This is a genomic window from Bacillus sp. EKM206B, assembly GCF_011066015.1.
GTDB classification, from domain to species: Bacteria; Bacillota; Bacilli; order Bacillales; family Bacillaceae; genus Bacillus; species Bacillus velezensis.
In genome coordinates, this window is record NZ_JAAMNL010000003.1 from 45,640 (window position 1) to 71,466 (window position 25,827).

27 protein-coding genes are annotated in these 25,827 nt (G+C 48.2%); 6 read left to right on the forward strand and 21 right to left on the reverse strand.

Translation table 11 applies throughout. From position 1 onward, the window contains the following. Window positions 1–25: 25 nt before the first annotated feature. From prpB to ytaF, 10 genes are all read right to left on the reverse strand, one after another. On the reverse strand, window positions 26–931 hold the full coding sequence (gene prpB, locus G9F50_RS06095) for a methylisocitrate lyase (RefSeq protein WP_060562597.1): 906 nt from the start codon (window positions 929–931) through the stop codon (window positions 26–28). 18 nt (window positions 932–949) lie between these two features. After that, window positions 950–2,377, reverse strand: coding sequence for a bifunctional 2-methylcitrate dehydratase/aconitate hydratase (locus G9F50_RS06100; protein ID WP_162262649.1), 1,428 nt, complete (start codon window positions 2,375–2,377; stop codon window positions 950–952). Between the two features lie 25 nt (window positions 2,378–2,402). After that, window positions 2,403–3,500 (reverse strand): citrate synthase, encoded by a 1,098-nt coding sequence (mmgD, locus tag G9F50_RS06105; protein WP_033574137.1) that lies wholly within the window; start codon window positions 3,498–3,500, stop codon window positions 2,403–2,405. Window positions 3,501–3,523: 23 nt separating this feature from the next. Next, entirely contained in the window at window positions 3,524–4,657 is a 1,134-nt protein-coding gene (locus G9F50_RS06110) for an acyl-CoA dehydrogenase (RefSeq protein ID WP_060562599.1), read from the reverse strand. Window positions 4,658–4,686: 29 nt separating this feature from the next. After that, window positions 4,687–5,538 carry a 3-hydroxybutyryl-CoA dehydrogenase gene (locus G9F50_RS06115; protein WP_060562600.1) on the reverse strand — a complete coding sequence of 284 codons (852 nt, stop codon included), beginning with the start codon at window positions 5,536–5,538 and terminating at the stop codon, window positions 4,687–4,689. A gap of 20 nt (window positions 5,539–5,558) precedes the next feature. Further along, a complete protein-coding gene (locus tag G9F50_RS06120) occupies window positions 5,559–6,740 on the reverse strand; it encodes an acetyl-CoA C-acetyltransferase (protein ID WP_015417795.1) in 1,182 nt (393 codons plus the stop codon). A gap of 140 nt (window positions 6,741–6,880) precedes the next feature. Further along, complete coding sequence (locus G9F50_RS06125) at window positions 6,881–7,618, reverse strand: glycerophosphodiester phosphodiesterase (RefSeq protein WP_053573207.1); 738 nt, start codon at window positions 7,616–7,618, stop codon at window positions 6,881–6,883. A gap of 87 nt (window positions 7,619–7,705) precedes the next feature. Next, the gene (locus G9F50_RS06130) at window positions 7,706–8,332 is read right to left on the reverse strand and encodes an N-acetylmuramoyl-L-alanine amidase family protein (RefSeq protein WP_017418119.1); all 627 of its coding nucleotides are present in this window, start codon (window positions 8,330–8,332) and stop codon (window positions 7,706–7,708) included. Window positions 8,333–8,351: 19 nt separating this feature from the next. Beyond that, window positions 8,352–8,669 carry a hypothetical protein gene (locus G9F50_RS06135; protein WP_014721488.1) on the reverse strand — a complete coding sequence of 106 codons (318 nt, stop codon included), beginning with the start codon at window positions 8,667–8,669 and terminating at the stop codon, window positions 8,352–8,354. 308 nt (window positions 8,670–8,977) lie between these two features. Beyond that, a complete protein-coding gene (ytaF, locus tag G9F50_RS06140) occupies window positions 8,978–9,601 on the reverse strand; it encodes a sporulation membrane protein YtaF (RefSeq protein ID WP_060562601.1) in 624 nt (207 codons plus the stop codon). Window positions 9,602–9,747: 146 nt separating this feature from the next. On the opposite strand from ytaF, the gene G9F50_RS06145 reads away from it, so the two are divergent. From G9F50_RS06145 to alr, 6 genes are all read left to right on the forward strand, one after another. Then, window positions 9,748–10,380, forward strand: a complete 633-nt coding sequence (locus G9F50_RS06145) for a helix-turn-helix domain-containing protein (RefSeq protein ID WP_007408365.1) — start codon at window positions 9,748–9,750, stop codon at window positions 10,378–10,380. 296 nt (window positions 10,381–10,676) lie between these two features. Next, on the forward strand, window positions 10,677–10,814 hold the full coding sequence (locus tag G9F50_RS06150) for a hypothetical protein (RefSeq protein ID WP_014470646.1): 138 nt from the start codon (window positions 10,677–10,679) through the stop codon (window positions 10,812–10,814). A gap of 93 nt (window positions 10,815–10,907) precedes the next feature. Next, window positions 10,908–12,026: an NADH-dependent flavin oxidoreductase gene (locus tag G9F50_RS06155; RefSeq protein ID WP_032863662.1), complete on the forward strand. Its 1,119-nt coding sequence runs from the start codon at window positions 10,908–10,910 to the stop codon at window positions 12,024–12,026. Between the two features lie 126 nt (window positions 12,027–12,152). Further along, complete coding sequence (locus G9F50_RS06160; RefSeq protein ID WP_242517137.1) at window positions 12,153–12,365, forward strand: spore germination protein; 213 nt, start codon at window positions 12,153–12,155, stop codon at window positions 12,363–12,365. 125 nt (window positions 12,366–12,490) lie between these two features. Then, on the forward strand, window positions 12,491–12,703 hold the full coding sequence (locus G9F50_RS06165; protein ID WP_003153181.1) for a spore germination protein: 213 nt from the start codon (window positions 12,491–12,493) through the stop codon (window positions 12,701–12,703). A gap of 176 nt (window positions 12,704–12,879) precedes the next feature. Next, the gene (gene alr / locus G9F50_RS06170) at window positions 12,880–14,061 is read left to right on the forward strand and encodes an alanine racemase (protein ID WP_060562602.1); all 1,182 of its coding nucleotides are present in this window, start codon (window positions 12,880–12,882) and stop codon (window positions 14,059–14,061) included. A gap of 148 nt (window positions 14,062–14,209) precedes the next feature. On the opposite strand, the gene spo0A is transcribed toward alr, so the two are convergent. From spo0A to nusB, 11 genes are all read right to left on the reverse strand, one after another. Further along, the gene (spo0A, locus tag G9F50_RS06175) at window positions 14,210–15,010 is read right to left on the reverse strand and encodes a sporulation transcription factor Spo0A (RefSeq protein WP_003153177.1); all 801 of its coding nucleotides are present in this window, start codon (window positions 15,008–15,010) and stop codon (window positions 14,210–14,212) included. Between the two features lie 280 nt (window positions 15,011–15,290). Then, window positions 15,291–16,571 carry a SpoIVB peptidase gene (gene spoIVB, locus G9F50_RS06180; protein ID WP_007408360.1) on the reverse strand — a complete coding sequence of 427 codons (1,281 nt, stop codon included), beginning with the start codon at window positions 16,569–16,571 and terminating at the stop codon, window positions 15,291–15,293. Window positions 16,572–16,734: 163 nt separating this feature from the next. Continuing rightward, the gene (recN, locus tag G9F50_RS06185) at window positions 16,735–18,465 is read right to left on the reverse strand and encodes a DNA repair protein RecN (RefSeq protein WP_060562603.1); all 1,731 of its coding nucleotides are present in this window, start codon (window positions 18,463–18,465) and stop codon (window positions 16,735–16,737) included. 31 nt (window positions 18,466–18,496) lie between these two features. After that, window positions 18,497–18,946 (reverse strand): transcriptional regulator AhrC/ArgR, encoded by a 450-nt coding sequence (gene ahrC / locus G9F50_RS06190; protein ID WP_003153173.1) that lies wholly within the window; start codon window positions 18,944–18,946, stop codon window positions 18,497–18,499. A gap of 96 nt (window positions 18,947–19,042) precedes the next feature. Next, window positions 19,043–19,888 carry a TlyA family RNA methyltransferase gene (locus tag G9F50_RS06195; protein ID WP_007612503.1) on the reverse strand — a complete coding sequence of 282 codons (846 nt, stop codon included), beginning with the start codon at window positions 19,886–19,888 and terminating at the stop codon, window positions 19,043–19,045. Continuing rightward, window positions 19,885–21,786: a 1-deoxy-D-xylulose-5-phosphate synthase gene (gene dxs, locus G9F50_RS06200; RefSeq protein WP_012117963.1), complete on the reverse strand. Its 1,902-nt coding sequence runs from the start codon at window positions 21,784–21,786 to the stop codon at window positions 19,885–19,887. Before dxs ends, G9F50_RS06195 begins: the two co-directional genes overlap by 4 nt. Before the next feature lie 143 nt (window positions 21,787–21,929). Then, window positions 21,930–22,820, reverse strand: a complete 891-nt coding sequence (locus G9F50_RS06205) for a polyprenyl synthetase family protein (protein WP_032866416.1) — start codon at window positions 22,818–22,820, stop codon at window positions 21,930–21,932. Then, on the reverse strand, window positions 22,810–23,064 hold the full coding sequence (locus tag G9F50_RS06210; protein ID WP_007408352.1) for an exodeoxyribonuclease VII small subunit: 255 nt from the start codon (window positions 23,062–23,064) through the stop codon (window positions 22,810–22,812). Before G9F50_RS06210 ends, G9F50_RS06205 begins: the two co-directional genes overlap by 11 nt. After that, window positions 23,064–24,407: an exodeoxyribonuclease VII large subunit gene (gene xseA / locus G9F50_RS06215; RefSeq protein ID WP_060562604.1), complete on the reverse strand. Its 1,344-nt coding sequence runs from the start codon at window positions 24,405–24,407 to the stop codon at window positions 23,064–23,066. The genes G9F50_RS06210 and xseA overlap by 1 nt, the downstream gene beginning before the upstream one ends. A 123-nt stretch (window positions 24,408–24,530) precedes the next feature. Next, on the reverse strand, window positions 24,531–25,382 hold the full coding sequence (gene folD / locus G9F50_RS06220) for a bifunctional methylenetetrahydrofolate dehydrogenase/methenyltetrahydrofolate cyclohydrolase FolD (protein WP_007408350.1): 852 nt from the start codon (window positions 25,380–25,382) through the stop codon (window positions 24,531–24,533). A gap of 11 nt (window positions 25,383–25,393) precedes the next feature. After that, window positions 25,394–25,786: a transcription antitermination factor NusB gene (nusB, locus tag G9F50_RS06225; RefSeq protein WP_007408349.1), complete on the reverse strand. Its 393-nt coding sequence runs from the start codon at window positions 25,784–25,786 to the stop codon at window positions 25,394–25,396. Window positions 25,787–25,827 lie beyond the last annotated feature (41 nt).

Here is a 25,827-nt window from a genome sequence, read left to right on the forward strand (position 1 = left end):
AAGCCCTTGCAAAAAAAGGGCTTTTTCAGTCGTCCGGCAGTATCGTTTTGGCAATGGATTGATCCAGTTCTTCATAATCATCGTAAGCGATCGTTTCATATAATTCTTTTCTCGTCTGCATATCCGAAAGCCCCTCTTTTTGCGAGCCTTCTTCTTTCAGAAGGCGGAAAATACGCTCAAAAGCCTTGGCCGCCGTTCTGAGTGACGTGACCGGGTAAATGACCATCTGACAGCCCATATCGGAAAATTCATCAGCACTGTAATACGGCGTTTTTCCGAATTCAGTCATGTTTGCGAGAATCGGCACACTGATTTGTTTGGAAAACGCTCTGAATTCACTTTCGGATTGGAGCGCTTCCGGAAAAACAGCGTCAGCACCCGCTTTTATATAAGCGGACGCCCTTTTTAATGCCCCCTCCAATCCTTCCTGCTGTCTGGCGTCTGTTCTCGCAACAACAAGAAGAGTCGGCGCGGCCCGCTTGACCGCTTGGATTTTTTGCGCCATTTCTTCAATCGGCACGAGCTGCTTCCCATTCAGATGTCCGCATTTTTTCGGCAGGCGCTGATCCTCCATCTGGACGGCGGCCGCGCGCGCTTCATACATTTCTTTCGCCGTCCGGGCGGCATTCAGCACTCCTCCGAAACCCGTGTCAATATCGACAAGGACGGGCAGATCAGACGAGCGGACCAGATCTTTAACCCGTTCAGCCATTTCCGCCGACGTGATGATCCCTAAATCGGGCAGCCCTCTGCTCGCCGCGTAAGCCGCGCCTGATAAATAAAGAGCCGAAAACCCCGTTTTCTTGGCGATAAGAGCGGCCATCGCATCATGGGCGCCGGGGATCTGCAGTAGATCCGGCGCTGTCATCAGCGTACGGAACCGCTCTGCAAGCTCCTCTTGAGACGACTGCTCGCTGACGATCCACGTCATGTTTGTCACCCTCCTATTTTATACGAGAAATAAGTCCATAAATTCACTGACGCTGAGCTTCTGCATTCGGCCGCTATGTTCGCAGGCCTCTTCGATTTTTCGCTGCTGCTTCAATGAAAAATGAGTGCTGATGTTTGCTGAAAACTTGGCAAGAATCTTCGGAACGGCTTCTTTTCTGCGGAACCGGTGCCCGAGCGGGTATTCACATTCAATCCGTCCCGTAGCCGTGCCGTCTGTAAAATGCACCTGTACGGCATTTGATATGGATCGCTTATTCGGGTCTAAGTAATCTTTTGAGTACGCTTTGTGTTCCGTCACCTCCATTTTGCTCCGCAATGTATCAATTCGCGGGTCAGACGCTGTTTCCTCTTCATAATGATCGGCCGTGATATCTCCGAAAAGCAGCCCGATTGCCGTAATGTACTGGAGGCAGTGATCCCGGTCAGCCGGATTGTGAAGCGGCCCTTTTTTATCGATAATCCGGATTGCCGACTCATGGGTCATAATCGTGATCCTATCAATGTCTTCGATGCGGTCTTTCACCTCGGGATGAAGCCGGACCGCGCATTCCGCCGCTGTCTGGGCATGGAATTCAGCCGGGTAGGATACTTTAAACAGAACATTCTCCATCACATAAGACCCAAGCGGGCGGGCAAGCTTTATTTCCTGCCGGTTAAACAATACGTCTTGAAATCCCCACCCAGATGCGGTCAGAGCCGTCGGGTACCCCATTTCACCTTTGTGCGCCATAAGGGCCAAATATACGCCTCTGCTCGTCGCGTCGCCGGCCGCCCATGATTTGCGTGATCCGGTGTTCGGCGCATGACGGTACGTTCTGAGGCTTGAATTATCAATCCAGGCATGAGATACGGCGTTATTGATTTCCTCTTTTGAGCCGCCCAGCATTTGCGCGCAAACAGCCGCAGTCGCCACTTTCACAAACAGCACATGGTCAAGCCCCACTCTGTTTAAGCTGTTTTCCAAAGCGAGAATTCCTTGAATTTCGTGCGCTTTGATCATTGCGCAAAGCACATCGCGCACGGTAAGCGGTTCTTTCCCTTCTGAAATCCGCACTCTGGATATATAATCCGCACAAGCCAATATGCCTCCGAGATTGTCAGACGGATGACCCCATTCCGCCGCAAGCCACGTATCATTATAATCAAGCCACCTGTTGATACAGCCGATATTAAAAGCAGCCGTGACCGGGTCTAAAACAAAAGGCGTGCCCGGGACTCTGCTGCCGTTGGGCACGGAGGTTCCCGGGACAATCGGGCCGAGCAGCTTTGTACATTCGGGATAGCTGAGCGCCAAAATTCCGCAGCCTATCGTATCAAGAAGCACATGTCCTGCCGTAGTAAAAGCTTCTGAACTGTCAATTTCCTGATGGAGCACGTAGTCAGAAATCTCTTCGATTACAGCGTCCATTCGGCGGGGTTCTGTCATGTTTTCATCTTCCTTTCTCATCTGTTTACAGGCGCGCTCCGGTATAGCGGACACGCGGGCGGAAAAGCCGGTTTCGGCTGTGCTGTTCAATGACGTGAGCGCACAGTCCGACCGTCCGTGCGCTGAAGAATATAGGCGTGTACAGCGGTATCGGGATGCCGAGCATGTAATAGACCGGCGCTGCGTAGTAATCTAAATTCGGATAAAGGCCTTTTTTCTCCCGCATGACGGTTTCGCCGGCTTCACACATATGATAAAGACGGAAATCACCTGAAAGATCAGACAGCTTTTTTAACGCTTCTTTCATCATGAGCGCCCTCGGGTCCATTTTTTTCATGTAGACACGGTGGCCGAAGCCCATGATTTTTTCTTTGTTTGCGAGTTTTTGAGTTAATAATTGTGTAAACCCGTCTGTATCCTTCGCTTCCTCAAGCATGTACATAACCGCTTCGTTCGCTCCGCCGTGAAGATTTCCCTTAAGCGAGGCGACGGCTCCGGTCAGCGCGCCGTAAATATCCGATTGCGTCGAAGCGATGACACGGGCCGTAAACGTTGAGTTCGGCAATTCATGCTCACTGTATAAAAGAAGCGACCTGTCGAAGATTTCTTCTTCCAAAGATGACGGCGTTTTTCCGGTAATCATATATAAAAAGTTTGCGCTGTATGATAAGGTTCCGACCGGCGCCAAAGGCTCCAGCCCGTTGATGACTCGATAGCTGTTGACCGTCAGATTCGGCATTTTGCCTATCAGTCCGCGTACGCGGTGCTGATTTACGGAAGATGAACGGTCATCGATGTCCTTGTCAAAGCCTCCAAGCGCAGACAAACCCGTCCTCAATCCGTCCATCGGGTGAGTATGTTCGGGCAGCAGACGGCATATGTGCAAGATTTCCTCGGGAAGGTGTCCGCCGCGCCGAACGTCTTCTTCAAGCGCCGCCTTCTCTTTCACATCAGGAAGTCTGTCTTCCAATAAGAGATGAACAATGTCCATATAGCCGGCCGTTTTAGAAAGCTCAATCAGATCGTGGCCTTTGATTAAAATACTGCCCTGCTGTGTATCCAGGAAAGAAATCCCCGTTTCCACCGCAATGACGCCATCTAAACCGGGAGAATAAGATTCCATGGTTTCGCTCCTTTGCGCACTTTTTATTGAAGAAGATACTTAGAAATAATCAGCCTTTGAATCTCATTGGTTCCTTCATAGATTTGCGTGACTTTCGCATCCCGAAATAAACGCTCCGCGGGATACTCTTTCATATAGCCGTAGCCGCCGTGAATCTGCACAGCCTCCACCGCCGCTTTCATCGCCGCATCGGACGCGAATTGCTTCGCCATAGATGCTTCTTTTCCGCACGGAAGCCCTCGCTGATACAGATCAGCAGCATGATAGACCAATAATTTGGCAGCTTCCGCATTCGTCGCCATGTCAGATAATTTAAATGAAACGGCCTGATTCGAAGCGATGGGTCTGCCGAACTGGCTGCGGGTTTTGGCGTACTCCACCGAGCAGCCGAGCGCCGCTTCGATAATCCCGAGCGCCTGGGCCGCTATGCCGATCCGTCCGACGTCAAGGTTTTTCATGGCGATTGAAAAGCCTTCGCCCTCTTCGCCGAGCCGGTTTTCAATCGGAATTTCCGCTTGGTCAAACTGCAATTCGACAGTGTTGGAACCTAACAATCCGAGCTTTTTTTCTTTTTTTCCGATAGAAAAACCGGGTGTGTTTTTCTCAATGATAAACGCGGAAATTCCCTTTCTCCCCTTACCCGGATCGGTTATGGCGAATGTCAGATACAGATCTGCCGCTCCGCCGTTTGTAATAAAGATTTTTGAACCGTTCAGAATATATGAACCGCCTTTTCGCACGGCCGTTGTTTTCAGGCTTCCCGCATCAGATCCGGATTGAGGCTCAGTAAGCGCAAAAGCCCCAATATATTCGCCCGCTGCCAGCTTCGGAATATACGTTTGTTTTTGGGCTTCTGTCCCGAAATGCAAAATCGGGATTGTCCCTACCGATGTGTGGACGGACAAAATGACGCCGACGGCCGCGCTGACTTTTGATATTTCATGAATCGCTAAAATGTAAGATGTTGTATCAGCACCCGCCCCGCCGTAAGCTTCCGGGACGGGAATGCCCATCAATCCCGCTTCGCCCATTTTTTTAATCAGCCGCTCCGGAAATTCATCTGTTGATTCCATGAACTCAACCATCGGCGCGATTTCCTTGCGGGCAAAATCACGCACCATTTTTCTCATCATGATGTGCTCTTCTGTAAAATGCATGGCTGCCGTCTCCCCTCATGATCTTTACGTCATCTGCCGTACTCATAAAAACCGCGCCCGCTTTTTTTGCCGAGCCAGCCGGCGCTGACATATTTTCTGAGCAGAGGGCATGGGCGGTATTTCGAATCTCCGAGCCCCGCATAGAGAACCTCCATAATGGAAAGGCACGTATCCAGCCCGATGAAGTCAGCTAATGTTAAAGGACCCATCGGATGACGCATGCCGAGCTTCATCACCTCATCAATCGCTTCCTTAGAAGCTGCTCCTTCGTAAAGGCAATAAACGGCTTCGTTAATCATCGGCATTAATATGCGATTAGATATAAAGCCCGGGAAGTCATTGACTTCGACAGGGGTTTTATTCATCCGGACGGCAAGCTTCTTTACTGTTTCCGCCGTTTCTTCCGATGTGGCGAGTCCTCTGATGACTTCGACAAGCTCCATGACAGGAACCGGATTCATAAAATGCATGCCGATTACTTTTTCAGGCCTTTTTGTGGCCGCGGCAAGCTCCGTAATGGGAAGAGAAGACGTATTGCTTGCCAATACGGCATGAGGGGGACAGATTTTATCTAGTGTGTCAAACAATTCTGCTTTTGCTTTTTTGTTTTCGGCAATGGCTTCAATTATAAAATCAGCATCTTCCGCTTCTGTGAGTTCTGCTGGGGAAATACGGCTGAAAACGGCATCTGTCTCCTGCTGTGACTTCCGTCCTTTTGCCTGCTCTTTCTCCAGGTTTGTCTTTATGCGGTGAAGACCTTTTGTTACCGTTTCCGGCTCCCAATCGTATAACTTGACGGCAAACCCGGCTTCTGCAGCCGTCTGCGCGATGCCTGCTCCCATCTGACCGGCACCTGCGACCATGATTGTTTTCATCTTCATCTGTCGCTCCCTCCTTTTGATCAGTACACCTCCAGCAAGACGGCATCTCCTTGAGCCGCTCCGCTGCATATAGCCGCTATGCCTAAACCTCCTCCGCGACGCTTTAATTCGTATATTAAACTCATGATGATTCTCGCTCCGCTTGCACCGATCGGGTGGCCGAACGCAATCGCCCCTCCGTTTACATTCACTTTTTCCCGGCTGAACCCGGCTATTTTTTCACTCACGAGCACGACGGACGCAAATGCTTCATTTACTTCAAACAAATCAATATCGTCAACGGACAGTCCGGTTTTTGTCAAGAGCCGGCTGATGGCCTCTCCCGGCGCGCTGGCCAGCTCGGACGCTTCCAGTCCGACGGACGCAAAGCCAAGTATCGCTGCGAGCGGCCTGACATGCTGCTTCGCGGCTTTTTCCTCTGACATCAGCACAAATGCTCCGGCCCCGTCATTTACACCGGGAGCGTTTCCGGCTGTAACCGTTCCGTCGGCTGTAAAAATTGGCTTGAGCGCTGCAAGCTGCTCAAGGCTCGTATCAGGGCGCAGCCCCTCATCCGCTTCAACGGTATGCTGTTTGCCCTTTTTGCCGGTCCAGGTGACGGGGACAATTTCTTCACGCAATTTGCCCGCCTCGGCCGCCTCAGCCGCGCGTTTCTGGCTCAAAAGAGCGTAATGATCCTGTTCATCCCGGGAAATGCCGTACTTTTTGGCCGCAGTGCTTCCGTGGACAGCCATATGCACCTGGTCGAACGCACAGGTCAGCCCGTCATGAACCATTAAATCCTGAAACACCCCGTCCCCCATCCTCACACCCCAGCGGCCGGCCGGAATGGCGTACGGAATGTTGCTCATGCTTTCCATTCCGCCTGCAATCAGCACGTCCGCATCTTTCGCCCGGATCATTTGATCACAGATGGTAACGGCCCTGAGCCCTGATGCACAGACCTTATTAATGGTTTCAGCCGGAACGGACCACGGAAGCCCGGCATATCTTGCAGCCTGCCGTGCCGGAATCTGCCCGGCACCCGCCTGGACGACCATTCCCATCACCGCTCCTTCCGCTTCGCTTTCACTGATAGCGGCGCGCTTGATTGCTTCTTTTATGGCAATGCCGCCAAGCTCGGCTGCCTTTACCTCTTTTAATGCGCCGCCAAATTTTCCGAACGGCGTTCTTGCCGCACTGACGATAACCGTTTTTCCCACAATTTTGCCTCACTTTCAATAAGATAAAAGATAACGCTTACACAAAACGCCCTGTTACAATATATGAACCGGCTGACCGAGTTATGAGTGCACCGCCTTTTTCCCGCCCATAAAAAAAGAAGACTGTCTGAACAGTCTTCTCAGCTGCGGCATTCTTTTTTTATAGAAACAGCCAGCTTTGGATAATCGGTAAAAATTGCGTCTGCTCCCGCTTTCATCAGCTGCTTCATATCCTCAGGACGATTGACGGTGAACGGACGGAGCGCCGCTTGGTGTTTTGCAAGATGTTTGATCACTTCAGCGCTCACCGCCGGCGTACCGAGCTTCGGATGATAACCCGAAGCGGGAATGGCGGCAAGATACCGTTCAGGCCGGTACAGCACATCCATTGTCAGCACCGCCCGTTCAATTTCAGGCGCCAAGGCGTGGCAAACCGCAAGACTCTCATGATTAAATGAAGAAAAAATAACGCGCTTTTCCAGTCCGTAATATCTGACTTTTTTAATCACTTCTTCTTCCATTCCTTCGTAACGGAATACACTGTTTTTCAGCTCAATGTTTATCAGAAAATCAGCACGTTCCGCAAAACGCAGCACATCTGACAAAAGCGGAATTCTGACACCTTTAAAAGCATCTTTCCATTTTCCGGCGGCATCGGCGGTTCTGATTTTGTCATACGCCGTATCTTTCACAAATCCTTTCAAAGACGTCGTGCGGTCGAGGGTTTCATCGTGAATGACCACGATCCGGCCGTCTTTTGTCATCTGTACATCAAGTTCGATTCCGTCAGCCCCGTCCTCAATCGCTTTTTTGAACGCGGGCATCGTATTTTCAGGGCAGTCGCCCGACGCCCCCCGGTGGGCAAAAATATTCGTCATATGTGTCACCTCAGGTGTTTGTCATCGCTTTTCTCTATTATAATCGTTATGCACATAAGGAGGGCGCTATTTACACATATTTTATAATTACCGTCCGCTGTAATAGGTTTCGATTCCGTTTACAACGGCGTCCGCGGCGTGCTCTTGTCCGTTATCGCTTTTCAGCTTGTCCGCATCTTGAGGATTTGTGATAAAACCTAATTCAGCCAGCACACTCGGCATCTTTGAATATGTAATAACATAAAAAGGAGCTTCTTTTACGCCTCTGTCCTTCATCCCTAAAGACGTGACAAGCTGCTGCTGGATGTCGGAAGCAAGCCTTTCGCTGTCTGCTCCTTCATATGTCGAATTAAAATACGTTTCCGTGCCCGATGCCGTTGAGACGGCTGAATTCGTATGGAGGCTGACGAATAAATCGGATTGGCTGGCGCTTGCTTTCGCCACCCGCTCGTCCAAACGTAAAAAAGTATCGTCAGTCCTTGAAGCAACAGGTTTTGCGCCTTCTGTCTCCAATTTGGCGATCACCTTGTTTGACACCGCTAAATTGATGTTTTTCTCAAGCAGTCCATTTCCGCCGGCCCCGCTGTCTTCTCCGCCATGTCCGGCATCGATATAAATGGTTTTCCCTTGCAAAGGTTCAGCTGCATAAGCAGACGGCGCAAGCAGAAGCAGAGCGGCACCGAAGGCAGCAGCGCTTTTTGTCAGTAAACCCACGTTTTTTTCCTCCCCGTTTTCACATATCTGTTTCTTTTTTCAGTTCCTCAAGCCGTAATTGTCCGTTGCTCTCTTTTTTATAGGTGATTTGCACCGCCGTATGTTCAGGCAGGGACTGACATTCAAACCGCTTAGCGAAAGGCACCTTCACCTCTTGCCTTTCTCCGTCAATTTCGACCGCGATCGTATCGTTTCCGGCCGCTTTTATAAATGTTCCTTCCTGTGTAAATGACGGCGCCGCATCAGCCTCCGCGGTATACTCGCAGCCTGATAACAGCCATGCGGTGAAGATCAGAAGTATGACAGACTTCACACAGATCACCTCACGTTTTCTCATTCGGCTTTATCTTTGAACAGAATGACCGATTTGTAAAGGGAGCCCCCATTCCTCCAGCGCTTTTCCATATTTGGAATGAAGGCTATCTGACCTGCTGTTTACCTGAACTTAGAAAGAAAACAAGCTGATCAGTCTATGAAAAAGGTTCTGTCTGAAGGCCAAATATGCAGAATTTAACGGAAACGGACGACTTTCTGTTCATTTTGAAAAAATATCAGATCGGCAAAAAAAGAGAGCCGCGTCATGCGCTCTCCCGAATAGAAACATTCATATTTATTTTGAGCTTTTCATAAAATGAACGGGACAACTTAAAAGAGCAGCGTATTGGCGGCAATGATGAGAATAATCACTCCGCTCAGCACCGTGCTGAACTGTCCGACGTGAAAAGAACCGATGCGCAATGATGCGGCTTTTTTTCCAAGCGAGCAGCCGATCCATATGGTCAAAAAGCTTCCGACCGCCGCAGTGATGGAAATGGCAGCGGGAGAAAGCCCGATCAACCCCGCGCTTAATCCGTTGGTCAGCGCATTTGCGGATACGGCCACCCCGAGAACCATGGATTCCAATATACCGATTTCTCCCGAACCGTCGGCATCCGCTGCCTCCGGATTTTGCAGCAGACCGGCAAAACGGCCTTTTTTTCCTGACGCGCCAACACGCGCTGTTTTTCTCGGCACAGCCATCAGAATGATGCGAATACCGATGACAGATAAAATAAACGCCGCCAGCAATACAGGAAGAAAGCCCGGTAAAACGGCTGAAATCCATTTGCCGAAATAAATTCCGATATAACTGAATACAAAACAGATAAAAGCGATCATCATATTTGACGCATGCGATATTTTGATTTTTCTGATGCCGTATGACATCCCCACTCCTAAATTATCAATGCTCGAGGACACTGCCAAACCTAAAATCAATAACCAAGCCATGTTCGTTTCTCTCCATTCTTTGATGTCTTTTCAACATGTTGTGCCGTTGAATCTACACTATCCTATTCAGCAGCACAAAAAAGGTACCTTTTCTGCAAAAATTATTGATTAATGATCATCATTCCGGCGGAAACGAGGTGACACCCTTGACAGAAAATAAAAATACGACACTGGGGCCCCTTTTAAAATCACTGCTTGATAAGCACTCGCTCTCCATGAGAAAGCTCGGCGCCTTAACAAACATTGATACGGCCACCATCTCCCGGATTATCAACGGCAAACAGAAGGCCAATTTAAAGCATCTTCAGGAATTTTCAAAACACCTCCGCACCCCGCTGGAGGAATTGCTTGAGGCGTCAGGCATAGACATCGGTCATGAAAAAGAAGCTGCGCCGCAAGACCCGATGCACGCGATTCAGGATATGCTGAATATGGCCGAGATGTTTGATCAGCCTTTTTCCCGGGAGCAAATTGAGCGCGAACTGACCAGATATGAACAATACGCCAAAACCCAGCAGGGCCATCGCCTGATTTGCGATGAGTTTCAAAAGAAAATGGACAATGAAGAAAGCGTCGGCCCTTTTATTGATCATTTGAAAAACATGCATCATCAGTATATGGATGAATCAACACCGGCTGAAGACCGCGCGATTCTCGGGAGCGCGCTGCTGTATTATATTTTAGCGACCGACGTCATTCCGGATTACATGTTTCCGATCGGCTACCTGGATGACGCCATCGCCGTTCAAATCGCTTTGAACCGGCTGAAAAAAAAGTAAAGGCGCTTAAAAAAGCGCCCTTTTTGTGTTGAAAAATATGAAACACCGCATTACGGTTTTGTCAAAACAGAGACAGCTGTCATATGATACATCAACCTAACAAAAAGGAGGGTGTCTTCTATGGACAGCAACACAGTTGTGGCAGTGTGCGCTCTGTTAAGTGTTGTGATTCAGATCGGAACGATATTCGCCGCAGGAAAGTGGAAAAAAGAATAAATAAAAACAAATTGACGGTTTTTTCGCACAAGCGTATGCTTATAAATAACCTTGTAAAAGATAAGAAAGAAGATATGTATATGAAAAAAATCATTCTCCTCTTCGCCGCCGCTGTCATATTCAGCTCGATCGGCCATCAAATTTCAGGAGGATATAAAGATCCTGAAAAGGAACGGAGAAAACCGTTTCATTCGTTTAAATGGTTCAGCCGATCATAACCTCAGGAAGAAGAACAAGCAAAATAATTGCACACAATTAAAACATAAGCTAGAATACGGACGAGTTAAACTCCTAAGGAAGAAGGCGAAATGATGAAGCAAACTTATAAACCGCTGTTTGAACCTTTTACGTTCGAAAGCGGCGTCACCATACCAAACCGTATTTCAGTCGCACCGATGACACACTATTCATCAAATGATGACGGAACAATTTCCGACCGTGAATTAAGCTACATTACTCCCCGTTCAAAAGAAATGGGCATGGTCATTACGGCATGTGCAAACGTAACGCCGGACGGCAAAGCGTTTCCAGGCCAGCCCGGCATCTATGATGATTCTCACATTCCCGGCTTGAAAAAACTCGCTCAGGCGATCCAGTCTCAAGGAGCGAAAGCCGTTGTGCAGATTCACCACGGAGGATTGGAATGCCCTCCTGAACTCGTGCCAAACAACGACGTCGTCAGTCCGAGCGGCTCAGAAGAAGACGGGAGACAAACGTCCCGGGCTCTCACCGAACAAGAAATTGAGCACATCGTGAAAGCATTCGGCGAAGCGACACGCAGAGCGATTGAAGCCGGCTTTGACGGTGTTGAAATTCACGGGGCAAACGGGTACCTGATTCACCAATTTTATTCACCGAAAACAAACCGGCGCACAGACCGCTGGGGCGGAAGCGATGAAAAGCGCCTTGCGTTCCCGCTTGCAGTCGTTGACGCTGTCAAACAGGCAATTGATACACACGCTGAAAATCCATTCGTTCTCGGCTACCGCCTGTCACCGGAAGAGCCGGAAACACCGGGGCTTACAATGAAAGAAACATTCATGCTCGCCGACGCGCTTGCGGAAGAGAACTTGGATTATCTGCATATTTCACTGATGGATGTCAATTCCAAAGCCCGCCGCGGGGCGGATACTTCACGGACCCGGATGGATTTATTAAACGAACGCGTCGGCCATAAAGTGCCGCTGATGGCCGTCGGTTCCATCTATACCGCGGACGAAGCGCTTGCTGTATTAGAAAGCGGAATTCCGCTGGTGGCTCTGGGACGTGTCATTTTGATTAACCCCGAATGGGCGGTGCTGGTCAAAGAAGGCCGCGAACAGGAAATCGAAAAAGCCATTCAAGCATCTGAAATTGAGAAATACCGACTTCCTGAACCGTTATGGGAAATGATTCAGAATACAGGCGGCTGGGTGCCGTTTGAAAAGTAGACTAAAAAAACTGCCGGATGTCCGGCAGTTTTTTTGATTTACAAGTTTTTACCGCTTTGTTTACTCCTATTTCTAACACACAGCGTACATATAGTAAATAGATTAATAGAAAGGAGACCGTATATGATGGCTGATTTTCCTATTACGATTAACAGTCTTTCCGGAAACGGGGTTGTCAATGTCGGCGGTGCGTTTTCGATAAGTCCTTTAACCGTATCAAAAACCGTCTACGGCTCAGGTGGGGGAAATACAGGGATGGTCCTGCAAATGAATCAATCCAGTACATCTCAATCTTCAAGCTCTCAATACTCTGATCAAAATGTAACGAAAACACTATGACATCCGTATTTCCCTCCCTTTCCGGCTGGCAGCAGCCGGATTCTTTTTGCCGTTTTGTTTAATCTTCTTCTATATCACAGCGTACATATAGTTAGTAGACTGTGAGAGAAAGGAGAAAAAATAGAATGAGCGGTTGCCCGATTACGATAAACAACGTATCAGGAAACGGAGTTGTCAATGTTGGCGGCGCCATATCCATCAGTCCGCTGACTGCATCAAAAACTGTTTTCGGTGCCGGAGGGGGAAATATCGGCATTGTCATTCAAAACAATGCTGTAAGCCAGTCCAAAATGTTTGAACATCAATTTTCAGATCAGAATATTGTAAAGTCAATTTAAGGGCTGCCATGCAGCCCTTTCAGCATAAATAAAGCAGGCGTACTGATTTCCTGAAACCTTGATTTTTAAACATCAGCGATCACCTTCCCTTGTTTTGAATGATTTCAGTTCAAGGTGAATAGAATGCAGATTGAAAGCATGAGTACTGAAACTCATTAAGGAAAGAAGGAATCATGATGAAAAAACTTTGCCGGGAAGTTTGGATTGAAGTTGACCTTGATGCGATAAAAAAGAACGTACGGGCGATCCGCCGCCATATTCCGAATACGTCTAAAATTATGGCCGTCGTAAAAGCGAACGCTTATGGCCACGGCTCTGTGGAAGTAGCGCGGCAGGCACTGGAAAGCGGGGCGAGCGAGCTCGCTGTCGCCAGCGTCGAAGAGGGAATTGTGTTACGGAGAGCGGGAATTACGGCACCTATTCTTGTGCTCGGCTTCACAGCTCTCAGCTGTGTGAAAAAATCTGCCGTTTGGAACATAACATTATCAGCGTTTCAAGTCAGCTGGATCAAAAAAGCGAATCGGATATTGGAAAAAGAAGCAGATTCGAAACGGCTGTCCATTCATATCAATGTGGATACGGGAATGGGCCGGCTGGGTGTGCGTACGGAAGAAGATCTTTTAGCAGTGGTGAAAGCGCTCAAGTCGAGTACATATCTGTCATGGGATGGCATCTTTACACATTTTTCAACAGCGGATGAACCGGACACTGAGCTGACGATGCTGCAGCACGAAAAGTTTATCAGCTTTCTCCGCTTTTTAAAAAATCAAGACATTACGCTGCCTACCGTGCATATGTGCAATACAGCCGCCGCTATCGCATTCCCGGAATTCAGCGCCGACATGATCCGTTTAGGCATTGGGTTATATGGTTTATATCCGTCCGCCTCGATAAAGGAACTGAACCTCGTGGATCTCACACCCGCACTAAGTTTAAAGGCGCGTATCGCTTATGTGAAAGCCATGGTGACAGAGCCCCGGACCGTCAGTTATGGTGCCACATATATCGCCGAACCGGGTGAAATCATCGCGACGATTCCAATCGGCTATGCTGACGGTTACTCCCGCGCCCTGTCCAACCGCGGGTTTATTCTTCACCGCGGCAGACGGGTGCCGGTGGCGGGGAGAGTGACAATGGATATGATCATGGTCAGTTTAGGTGAGAATGAGGGCAAACAAGGAGAAGAAGTCGTCATCTACGGTAAACAACAAGGAGCCGAGATTTCCGTTGATGAAATTGCCGAAATGCTCGGTACGATCAGCTACGAAGTCTTATCTGTGTTAAGCCGCCGCGTCCCCCGCTTTTATTTCAGAGACGGCAAAATCATTAAAATATCAGCTCCGGTATTATACGTGTAGACGGCATAGACCCCGCATTTATGTATAGAACAAGTACCGGCGTGAGTGATTTCCAGTGTTTTCGTCAGCAAAATTTCAAAACGCCTTCTATTCCGCGTTCATGCACGGAATAGAAGGCGCGAAAAAGACATCTAGCCAAAAGCTTGCGTTACGAAGCTTTGTGCTCCAATCTCAGCTTGTCAGCAACCATCGCGATGAATTCCGAGTTGGTTGGCTTTGCTTTTGTCATGCTTACCGTATATCCGAACAGTGAAGAAATGGAATCAATATTTCCCCTGCTCCATGCGACTTCAATGGCGTGGCGGATGGCCCGTTCTACACGGCTTGCGGTCGTGTTGAATTTTTTGGCGATGTCGGGATAAAGGACTTTTGTGATGCTGCCGAGGAGTTCAATATCGTTATACACCATGGAAATGGCTTCACGCAAATAAAGATAGCCTTTGATATGGGCAGGCACACCGATCTCATGGATAATGCTTGTAATGCTGGCATCGAGATTTTTCCGCTTCGGCTCAGGCTGGCTGCGGATAATGCTGCTTTGCGCAGACGGCGCACGGTGTGTGACACTGCTGACATTTCCGCTTACCTGGCGGATATGGCCGACAAGGTTTTCCATATCAAACGGCTTCAGGATGAAATAGGACGCGCCTAAATCGACGGCTTTTTTCGTAACGTCTTCCTGACCGAATGCCGTCAGCATGATGACGTTCGGCTGCTTCTCGAGCTCTGATTCCCGCAGACGCTCCAAAACCGCAAGTCCGTCCAGATGCGGCATGATAATGTCTAAAACGAGCACATCTGGATTCTTATCTTTAAACAAAGAAAGACATTCCTGTCCGTTATAAGCAACGCCAATCACTTCCATATCATCCTGTCCCTCTATATATTCACTCAACAGGCTTACAAGCTCTCGATTATCATCAGCAACACAAACTTTAATTTTCTCCACGTTTCTTCCTCCCCCAATGTATTAACAGGACGCAACCCATTTGACTGCTACATGTTACATTCGACAAAACCACTACTTCCCCTTTTAAAAAATCCATATTTACCAATAATAGTGGTATATCTTTGTTTTTCTAGCATTTTCTAGGTTTTTCGACTAAAAATTAAGTTTGACAAATCAGGAAACGTGAATTTGTCGAAAAATCTTCATGTCTTATTTTACATGAATCCAGGAAAGAAGTGAAGAACGCATCACATAAAAAAACTGCCGGATCATCCGGCAGTCAGCTTGCTTTATCTTTCCCGTAAACATCAACACCCGCTTCAGACAGCATCCATTCGATATGAACGCCGTAGCCGCTTGTCGGATCATTGACAAATACGTGGGTTACGGCTCCGACGACCTTTCCGTTCTGGATGATCGGGCTTCCGCTCATCCCCTGAACGATTCCGCCGGTTCTTTTCAGCAGTTTCGGATCTGTCACTTTCAACACCATTCCCTTTGTCGCCGGGAATTTTTGCGGCGTGGTGCTGACGATTTCAATATCAAATTTCTCTACTTTATCGTTTTCGATAACCGTCAGCATTTGCGCAGGTCCTTTTTTTACTTCATTTGACAAAGCAATCGGAAGCGCTTTGTCGGAAATGTTGTTTTTAATCGGCTGATGCAGTGTCCCGAAGATGCCGAACGGGCTGTTGCGGTTAATATCGCCGATCGTTTTCCGTTCTGACGAAAACCTTGCCAGTTTTTCGCCGGGATTGCCGCCTTTTCCTTTTTCAATCGATGTTACAGTTGAACGGACGATTTCTCCGTCTTCTACAACAATCGGTTTTTTTGTATCCATATCAGAGATGACGTGGCCCAATGCGCCGTATTTTTTTGTTTTCGGTTCAAAAAATGTCATGGTGCCGATGCCGGCTGCCGAATCGCGGATATAAAGGCCGATTCGATATTTCCCCTCGGCTTCGTCCTTTGTCGGAATCAGCTTTGTTTTGATTTTTTGCTTATCGCGTTTCACCAATAAATCCAAAGATTCACCGGTTTTGCCCGCTTTTTGAATAAACGGGGCGATGTCGCTCATTTTTTCAATTTTATGTCCGTTCATTTTAATAATGATGTCGCCAGATTCAATTCCCGCTTGTTCTCCCGGAGACTTTTTCCCATCCTTTGTCATCACTTGGTGAAAACCGACCACCAAAACACCGACTGAATGCAGTTTTACACCGATGGACTGTCCGCCCGGAATGACCTTCAATTCTGGAAGGACACGTACTTTTGTTTTTTTAATGGGAAACCCGGCAAGATCATATACTACTTCTGACCGGCCTTGTGTTTGCCCTGTTATGTTTGCATGGCCGTGCTCTTCTTTCAGCGTAAAGGCTTCTGATAATTCGCCCTTTTCAGCGCTTATTGATGCATTGACCGGAACGGCCTGTGTCTGGTTTTCAAAGACGCTCATTTCTGATGGTATCAGTAAATATTCTTTAAATGGCTTAAAAAAGCCTACACTTAGTAAAGAAACAAGGAGAATTACACCTATTGCTTTCCTCATGTTATCGTGCATTCATTCCTTCACTCTCCTCGCTCCTATCCCACACCACTTTCTTTTTCTGCTACATCTATACTTTTGCCTTCCTGCGCTTGATTTATAACCGGCATACGAAGAAAAACATTGGATACACTGTTAGAGAAATGGAACAAAAAAATAAGCTGCCTGTATCAGCAGCTTATCCTGTCGTTTTTACCTGTCCGGCCTGTTTTAAAAGCTCTTGTGCATGCCGTTTTGTCAGATCGGTCACTTCAACGCCCGCAATCATGCGGCCGATTTCCGCTACCTTGTCCTGTTTGGAAAGCGGCGTGACATGCGTTGTCGTCCGGCCGTCTTTGAATTCTTTTGCGATCAGAAGGTGCGTATCCGCCATAGCGGCAACCTGCGGCAGGTGTGTAATGCAGAGCACCTGTGAACCGGTCGATACTTTATGGATTTTTTCCGCGATGGCTTGGGCAACCCGCCCGCTTACACCGGTGTCCACTTCGTCAAAGATGATGGAGGTGACATCCTGCTGGGAAGAAAAAATACTCTTCATCGCCAGCATCACCCTTGAAAGCTCGCCTCCGGAAGCGACCTTTGACAGCGGTTTTAAAGGCTCACCGGTGTTTGTTGATATTAAAAACTTCACAAGGTCAATCCCCTTTTGGGTAAGCTGCACGGGCTGCCCGTTAACAACCGGTGCTTCACTGGCTGACGGATCGGTTTTCACGAGAAATTCCGTATCAAACGTTGATTTGCCCATATACAGACTTTTTAATTCCTGATGAATCGCTTCCGCCAGTTTCTTAGCCCATGCTTTTCTGATTTTTGATAAATTGGCGGCTTCTACGGCCACATCTTTGCCGACCGACTCCAATTCCTTCTTCAGCGCTTCAAGGTGGCTGTCGCGGTTCTCGATTTGATCGATTTCCTCTTCTATTTTAGAGCCGTATTCCAAAATGTCTTCTACCGTCGCTCCGTATTTGCGCTTCAGCTGTTTAATCTCATTTAAACGGGTTTCAATAAAATTCAGCCGTTCCGGGTCATATTCCAGATCATCTAACAGATTGCGCATCTGAAAGGTTGCATCCTCCAGCAGATAATAGGAACTTGACACACTTTCTGACAGCTTTTGCAGCGGTTCATTGATATCCGAAATATCTTCAAGCTGGGCAGAGGCCATTCCGACCCAGTCAAGCCCCCCCTGTTCGCTGCGGAGCGCATTATAGGCGTTTTGCAATGATTCATAAATTTTTTCAAAGTTGGATATCTGCTTCCGCTCTTCCTGAAGAAGCTCGTCTTCATTCAATTCAAGCTTCGCCGACTCGATTTCTTCAAGCTGAAATTGAATCAGGTCTAACCGATGCGCCATTTCCTGCTCGCTTTCTGACAGCTTCTTCACTTTTTTGAGCAGCTTCATATAACGCTCATAGCCTTCATGGTAAGCCTGAAGCGCGGATTCGGCCTCAGCGCCCGCAAACCTGTCCAACAGCTCTAAGTGTTTATCGTCCTCCATTAACAGCTGGTTATCATGCTGTCCGTGAATATCTAATAAAAGTCTGCCGATCTCCCTTAAAGCCGCAATCGTCACTAATTTTCCGTTGACACGGCAGACGCTTTTTCCTCCGGCATTAATGTCCCTTCTCATGACAATCATGTCGTCAGATGCGTCTATTCCCTGCTCACGGCATACTTTAAAAACGGGATGACCGCTGTCCAAAAGAAACAGTCCTTCAAGCTCGGCCTTTGTTTCACCGTAACGGACAAATTCAGACGAGCCGCGGCCGCCGACTAATAGGGAAACGGCGTCTATAATAATTGACTTGCCGGCCCCTGTTTCTCCCGTCAGGACGGTGAGCCCCCGTTCAAACGAAATCGTCAGTTCCTCTATAATGGCAAAGTTTTTTATTGATAGTTCAGCTAACAAACAGCATTCCACCTTTTATCTGATAATTACGCTACAGCAGCTCCAAAAGACGGCTTTGAACGCCCTCCGTATCTTCAGGCGTCCTGCAGATGATTAAGATCGTGTCATCTCCGCAAATCGTGCCCATGATTTCTTCCCATTCGAGATTATCCATCAGAGCGCCGATTGCCTGAGCATTCCCCGGCATCGTTTTTAATACGATCATATGGCTTGCTGAGTCAATTTTTACGAACGCATCCATTAATGAACGCTTCAGTTTTGACAGCGGATTGAACCGCTGATCCGCCGGCAGGCTGTATTTGTAGGAGCCGTTGTTTGTCGGCACCTTAACGAGATGCAGCTCTTTAATGTCTCTGGAGACAGTCGCCTGAGTTACCTTATATCCTTCTTCTCTCAGCATGTCAACTAAGTCATCCTGCGTTTCAATCTCATGGCTTGTAATAAGCTCTCTGATTTTTATATGCCTTTGGCCTTTTGTCATGTAAGCACCTCTGTTTTCAAGCTGTTCTTGTCATTATGTTAACCGCTTATTGATAAAAAGTACATGATGGCAGAAAAAAGGAATAATAGCCCCCTATTATTCCGGTACATCTGTCTTTTTGGCTTTTAATGTCTCATGTGCTTCGCGGACGGTACGGAGAATGTCTTCTTCCGGCAGTTCAGCGCCGTTTCCGTCTTCTCCGCCCCATTCCAAATGAAGCAGAAACTCAATATTGCCATCTCCCCCTGTAATCGGTGAGAAGGACAGTCCTTTCACTGTATATCCTTCAGAAGCGGCAAATTGATTCATGCGGCGGAGAACGTCAGTATGAACGCCGGGATCTCTGACAATGCCTTTTTTGCCGACGGATTCCCGTCCGGCTTCAAATTGCGGCTTCACCAGTGCGATACAATCGCTCCCCGGTACAAGCAGCGTTTTTAAAACCGGCAGAATGAGGCGGAGTGAGATGAAAGAAACATCGATTGTCGCAAATTCCGGCAAACCCTCTGTGAAATCGGAAGGCTCGGAATAGCGGAAATTCGTCCGTTCCATGACGACGACCCTCTCGTCCTGTCTGAGCTTCCAAGCAAGCTGATTATAGCCGACATCCACTGCGTAGGACCGCTCGGCTCCGTTTTGGAGGGCGCAATCCGTGAATCCCCCTGTAGACGAGCCGATGTCAATCATCGTTTTGCCTTTTACCGAGACGGGAAACACTTCCAGAGCTTTTTCAAGCTTTAATCCGCCTCTGCTGACGTATTTAAGAGGGTTTCCTTTTACCGTTAACGGAAGATCCCGGGCGATTTTTTCACCCGGTTTGTCCAATCGGTTTTCATTTGAGTATACGATACCCGCCATAATGGCGCGTTTCGCTTTTTCCCGCGTTTCCGCAAGGCCTTTTTCTACAAGAAGTACATCTAATCGTTCTTTTTTTGCTGTCATGATCCAATTCCTTTATGTGTCTTCGGCGGCATCAGCAGTTTGATCCGGTTCATAACCTCAGCCTTCGTGAGACCGATTTCTTCAAGCAGGGCGGTTACGCTGCCGTGTTCAATAAACCGGTCTGGGATGCCCATTCTGTCAATCGGTGTATGATACATGCCGAGGTCATGAGCGTATTCAAGAATCGTGCTGCCGAATCCGCCTTCAAGCACGGCTTCTTCTATCGTTAAAATCGGCAGACCTTCATTAAGAATGGCCTTCATCATTTGTTTATCAATCGGTTTTATGAACCGCGCATTCACGACACGCACGGACAGGCCTTCTTTTTGCAGTTCTTCAGCCGCTTCCAGCGCCATTTCAATGGTCGTACCGAATGTTAAAATGACCGCGTCTTTTCCGGGACGGAGCACTTCCCATGTTCCGATCGGAATGGTTTTCAGCTCTTTATCCATCTTTACGCCGAGCCCGTTTCCGCGCGGGAAGCGCATCGCGATCGGGCCCTCCTCATAATTAAGGGCTGTATTGACCATATGGCGGCCTTCATTTTCATCCTTCGGCATCATTAAAACGAGGTTTGGTATATGCCGCAAAAAGGCGATGTCAAAGACGCCTTGATGCGTCTCCCCGTCAGCGCCGACCAAACCGGCGCGGTCAATGCCGATAAATACATTCGCGTTTTGACGGCAGATGTCATGGACGACCTGATCGTACGCCCGCTGCAAAAAGGTCGAATAAATCGCAAGAAACGGCTTCATGCCTTGGAGCGCCATTCCAGCCGCCATCGTCGCCGCATGCTGTTCTGCGATTCCGACATCAAACATGCGTTCAGGGAATTCTTTCGCAAACCCTTCCAGTTTGGAGCCGACCGGCATGGCCGGTGTAATGGCGACAATTCTGTCATCCTCGCGCGCCAGCTCCTGCACGGTGCCGCTGACAAGTCCGCTCCATGAAGGCGCCGCGGCTTTCGGCTTGACGAAATCACCCGTATTGATTTTATAAGGACCCGTTCCGTGCCAAGTGCCGATTGTGTCGGTCTCAGCCGGTTTATAGCCTTTGCCCTTTTTCGTGATGACATGTAACAGGACAGGGCCTTTCGTTTTTTTGGCGTATTGCAGGTTTTCAAACAGTTCGTGGTAGGAATGACCGTCAACCGGGCCTAAATACGTAAAGCCCAGCTCTTCAAAAAACATGCCTGACACAAGCATATATTTCAAACTGTCTTTTATCCGTTCAGCTGTGGCGGCCAATTTTCCGCCGACGGCCGGGATGCGCTTAAATAAATATTCAAGCTCGTCTTTTACCCATTGATATTTGCCGGCCGTGCGAAGCCGTCCCAGCATAGAATGAATCGCCCCGACATTCGGCGCAATGCTCATCTCATTATCATTCAGGATGACGATCATGTCTTTCTTCTCATCACCGATATGGTTCAGCGCTTCAAGCGCCATTCCTCCGGTTAAAGCGCCGTCTCCAATAATCGGGATGATATATTCTTTCGATCCTTTAATATCACGGGCGGCAGCCATTCCCATCGCGCCTGAGAGCGAGGTTGAGCTGTGGCCTGTTTCCCATACGTCATGTTCGCTTTCGCTGCGTTTCGGGAAACCGCAAAGCCCTTTATATTGGCGCAAGGTTTCAAACTCCTTGCCGCGTCCGGTTAACAGTTTATGAACATAGGACTGATGTCCGACATCCCATAAAAATTTATCTTTCGGACTGTCAAATTCTTTGTGAAGCGCAATTGTCAGCTCGACAACCCCGAGGTTCGGCCCGATATGGCCGCCAGAGGCAGACAGCGATGTGATGAGGAAATTGCGGATCTCCTCACTCAGCTCTTCCAGCTGTTCAATTGACATCTTTTTAAGAAATGACGGGTCCTGTATTGATAAAAGATCCAAAGCGGATCAACTCACTTTCAGCATGAATTTCTGCAAATTAAACAGTGTCTTTTTGAAAAAAGAAAAAGACTCCCTTTGTATTTTCATCGAAACTGCTTACATTTTACCATAGGAGCGGCAGCCCCTTCAAATCAGGACCGTTTTTAATGATCTCTCGCCGCGATTAAATCACAGAGGTCATGCAGCAATTCTTTCTGAAGAGAAAGGCCGCTGATGATCTGTTTCGCCTCGCTGATATGATACGCAAGCTTTTCTTTCGCGCCTTCAAGCGTTAAAAGCGACGGATACGTTGATTTTTCATTCGACGTGTCTGAGCCGACCGGTTTGCCAATCTTCTCCTCATGCCCTTCAATATCAAGGATGTCGTCTCTGATTTGAAATCCGATGCCGATATGGCTGCTGAACAGACGCAGCTTTTCGACTTCATCCTCCGGCGCATCTGCCAAAATGGCGCCCGCCGTCACAGAAAAACCGAGGAGCTTGGCCGTTTTCCGCTCGTGGATGGATTCCAGCTCCTCAAGCGTTATCCGCTTTTGTTCCGCTTCCATGTCGGCAGCCTGTCCGCCGACCATTCCTTCCGTTCCCGCCGCGCTGATCAGCTCATCGACGAGACGGAGCCGTTTTTCTGCTGAAACCGCCTCAGACACATGAGATGTGATCAGTTTAAAGCTTTCTGTCAGAAGCCCGTCTCCGGCCAATACGGCTGCCGCTTCTCCGAAGACTTTATGGTTTGTGGGCTTTCCCCGGCGCAGATCATCATCGTCCATGCAAGGCAGATCATCATGGATTAAAGAATACGTATGAATCATTTCGACAGCGCATCCGACCGGAATCCCGTCTTTTTCATCTTTTCCGTAAGCATTCAGAACGGCTAAGACGACGAGGGGGCGCAGCCTCTTTCCGCCCGCTTCCAAAGAATACAGCATAGATTTTTTGAGGGTTTCCGGCATCGCAAGCCGTTCTGTATACAAAGAAAGCTGCTGTTCAATCAGTTGTTTGCGCGATGCTAAAAATGCGTCCAGTTTATTTGTCACCTTCGTCTTCCTCCTGAACGCTGAAAGGTGCAAGTTCGCCGTTATCTTTTAAAATAAAGTCCATTTGCTTTTCGACATGCTGAAGCTTTTCATGGCACATTTTTGAAAGAGCCATCCCTTCCTGAAAATAATTAATCGCCTGCTCCAGCGGCACGTCTCCTTCTTCAAGCTTTGCCACAATGCCTTCAAGGCCTTTCATCGCCTCTTCAAATGTCAGCTCTTCACTTTTTTTGGTTTCTGTCATTATCGTTCGCCTCTCTTTTGCAATACTTCACACGTCAGAACGCCGTCTGTCATCTTTACTTCAAGCGTATCATTTTGTTCCACTTGATCAACGCTTTTGATCAGCTCTTTGTCTTTATAGGCCAGACTGTATCCTCTCTCCATCACCTGAAGGGGACTTAATGCATTCAGTTTACCAAGAACCGTCTGAAACTGCGAATGAAGCTGCTTCAACTGGACATTCATGCTTCGGGCGAGCTGATTTGAGCGCTCCTCGTACCGTTTTTTCGCCTGTTTCAGCTGGGTTTCAGGGTGGAGCGCCGTTAATCTGTACGTATTCCGCTCCAGCTGCCTTTGTTTCCTGTCCGTAAGCCCTGTGAGCTGTGATTGGAACTGCTGATACAAAAGGTCAAACTGCTGTTCTTTTTGGGTATACAATCGTTTCGGAAAACGGAACGCGTAGGATGACTGGAGCGATTGAACCCGTTCTTTTTTCTTGCTGATATGCTGCTGCATCGCTCTTGTCAGGCGGACTTCCGCCGTTTTTGTCCGTTCCATTAAGTCCGTCGTGTGGGGGACGGCGATTTCTGCCGCTCCTGTCGGCGTTGCCGCCCGGATATCCGCGACGAAATCACTGATTGTAAAATCTGTTTCATGTCCGACGGCTGATATAATCGGAATGGCGGAAGCAAAAATCGCCCGGGCCACGATTTCTTCGTTAAATGCCCACAATTCTTCGATCGAGCCCCCTCCCCTTCCGACGATCAGGACGTCACACATTTTTTGTGCATTGGCTTCTTCAATGCGTTTCACAATCGATCTGCTGGCATTTTCACCTTGAACGAGCGCGGGAAGCACAATGACTTTCACAAGGGGGTATCTTCTTTTGAGTGTGGTAATGACGTCTCTGACGGCTGCTCCCGTCGGTGACGTGACGACCCCGATCGTGGCCGGAAAAGCGGGGATGGCCTGCTTATGCCGGTCATCAAACAACCCTTCGCCGACAAGTTTTTTCTTTAATTCTTCATATGCTAAGTAGAGCGCCCCCACACCGTCCGGCTGCATTTCTTTCGCGTACAGCTGATAGCTTCCGCTCGGTTCATAGACGGAGATGCCGCCTCTTACGATGACCTTCATTCCGTCTTCTGGCTTAAACGCAAGCCTCGAACTTTGCCTCTGAAACATGACGGCCTGCATGCGGGCATGCTCATCTTTTAATGTAAAATAGATGTGGCCTCTCGTATGAATTTTAACATTGGAGAGCTCACCCTTAATCCAAATGTCTTCAAGATGAGGGTCCACATCGAATTTTCGTTTAATGTATTTGGTCAGCGCGGAAACCGTGACATATGCCGCTTCACTCACATCCTGCACTCCTTTCATAAAGGCTTTTTGCCCTAAACTAAGAAAACCCGCTCTGGCTGAAAGGAGCCTTAAGAAGCGGGTATCGTGCTCATTGTCACACTTTTTGTGACTGTCTCCGGTTATCTATGATAACGTACGTCTGGCAGATTTAACAGTATTATGCGCAAGCATTGTGATGGTCATCGGACCTACTCCGCCCGGCACCGGCGTAATGAAAGATGCTTTTTCTTTCGCTTCATCAAACTGAACGTCTCCGCAGAGTTTTCCGCTTTCGAGACGGTTGACGCCGACATCAATGACAATGGCGCCCTCTTTGATTTGATCAGCTTTGATGAAGTTCGCTTTACCGACCGCTACCACAAGAATATCTGCTTTTTTCGTATGCTCAGACATATTTTTCGTGCGGGAATGGCAATATGTGACGGTCGCGTTTTCGTTCAGCAGCAGCTGGCCGACCGGTTTACCGACAATATTGCTTCGTCCGACTACAACAACTTCTTTGCCGGAAAGATCTACGTTCGTCTTTTTCAATAACTCGACAATTCCGTGCGGCGTGCATGGAAGAAATGTATCTTCGCCAAGCAGCATTTTCCCGACGTTGAGAGGGTGGAAACCGTCAACATCCTTATCAGGGGAGATCCGCTCGATTACGGCTTTTTCAGAAATATGATCCGGGAGCGGCAGCTGGACGAGAATGCCGTGGAATTCCGGATTTTGATTATACTGATCAATCACTGTTAAAAGCTCCGCCTCGGTTAAGCTTGAGTCAAAGCGGTCAAGCTTAAATTTCATTCCCATTGTTTCAGCGGCTTTTTTCTTGCCTGTCACATATGAAACAGAAGCGGGATCGTCTCCGATTAAAATGACCGCCAATCCAGGCACTACGCCTTGTGCTTTCAGCTCTTCTACTTCTTTTGCCAATTGTTCGCGTTTTTCTTTAGCCGTTTCTTTTCCGTCGATGATTGTTGCAGTCATTTTCTTTCCTCCTATGATTCGATATCAGTTTTAATGTTAGAAAGAACCCCGTTTACGAATTTTGCAGCTTTATCGTCGCCGAACCGTTTTGCCAGCTCGATTGCTTCGTTTAATGACACGTTAGCAGGAATGTCGTCAGAATAAACCATTTCATACACCGCCAGACGCAGGATCGCGCGGTCTACGTTTGCAATCCGGTCAAGCTTCCAATTGACGAGATGGCCGGAAATCATTTCATCAAGCTGAACCTGATGTTCGATCACTCCGTACACCAGCTGTTCAAAGAAGGCATCTGTTTTTTCACCATCAAGCGCGTGCTCAATGGCATCGTTCGGTGCAATATCGCTGACATCAATCTGAAAAAGTGCCTGCAAAGCTTTTTCTCTAGCTGTTCTTCTTTTCATTTTCTTTCTCCTTCAGATCCGCTTTATCCGCTTGTCGTTAA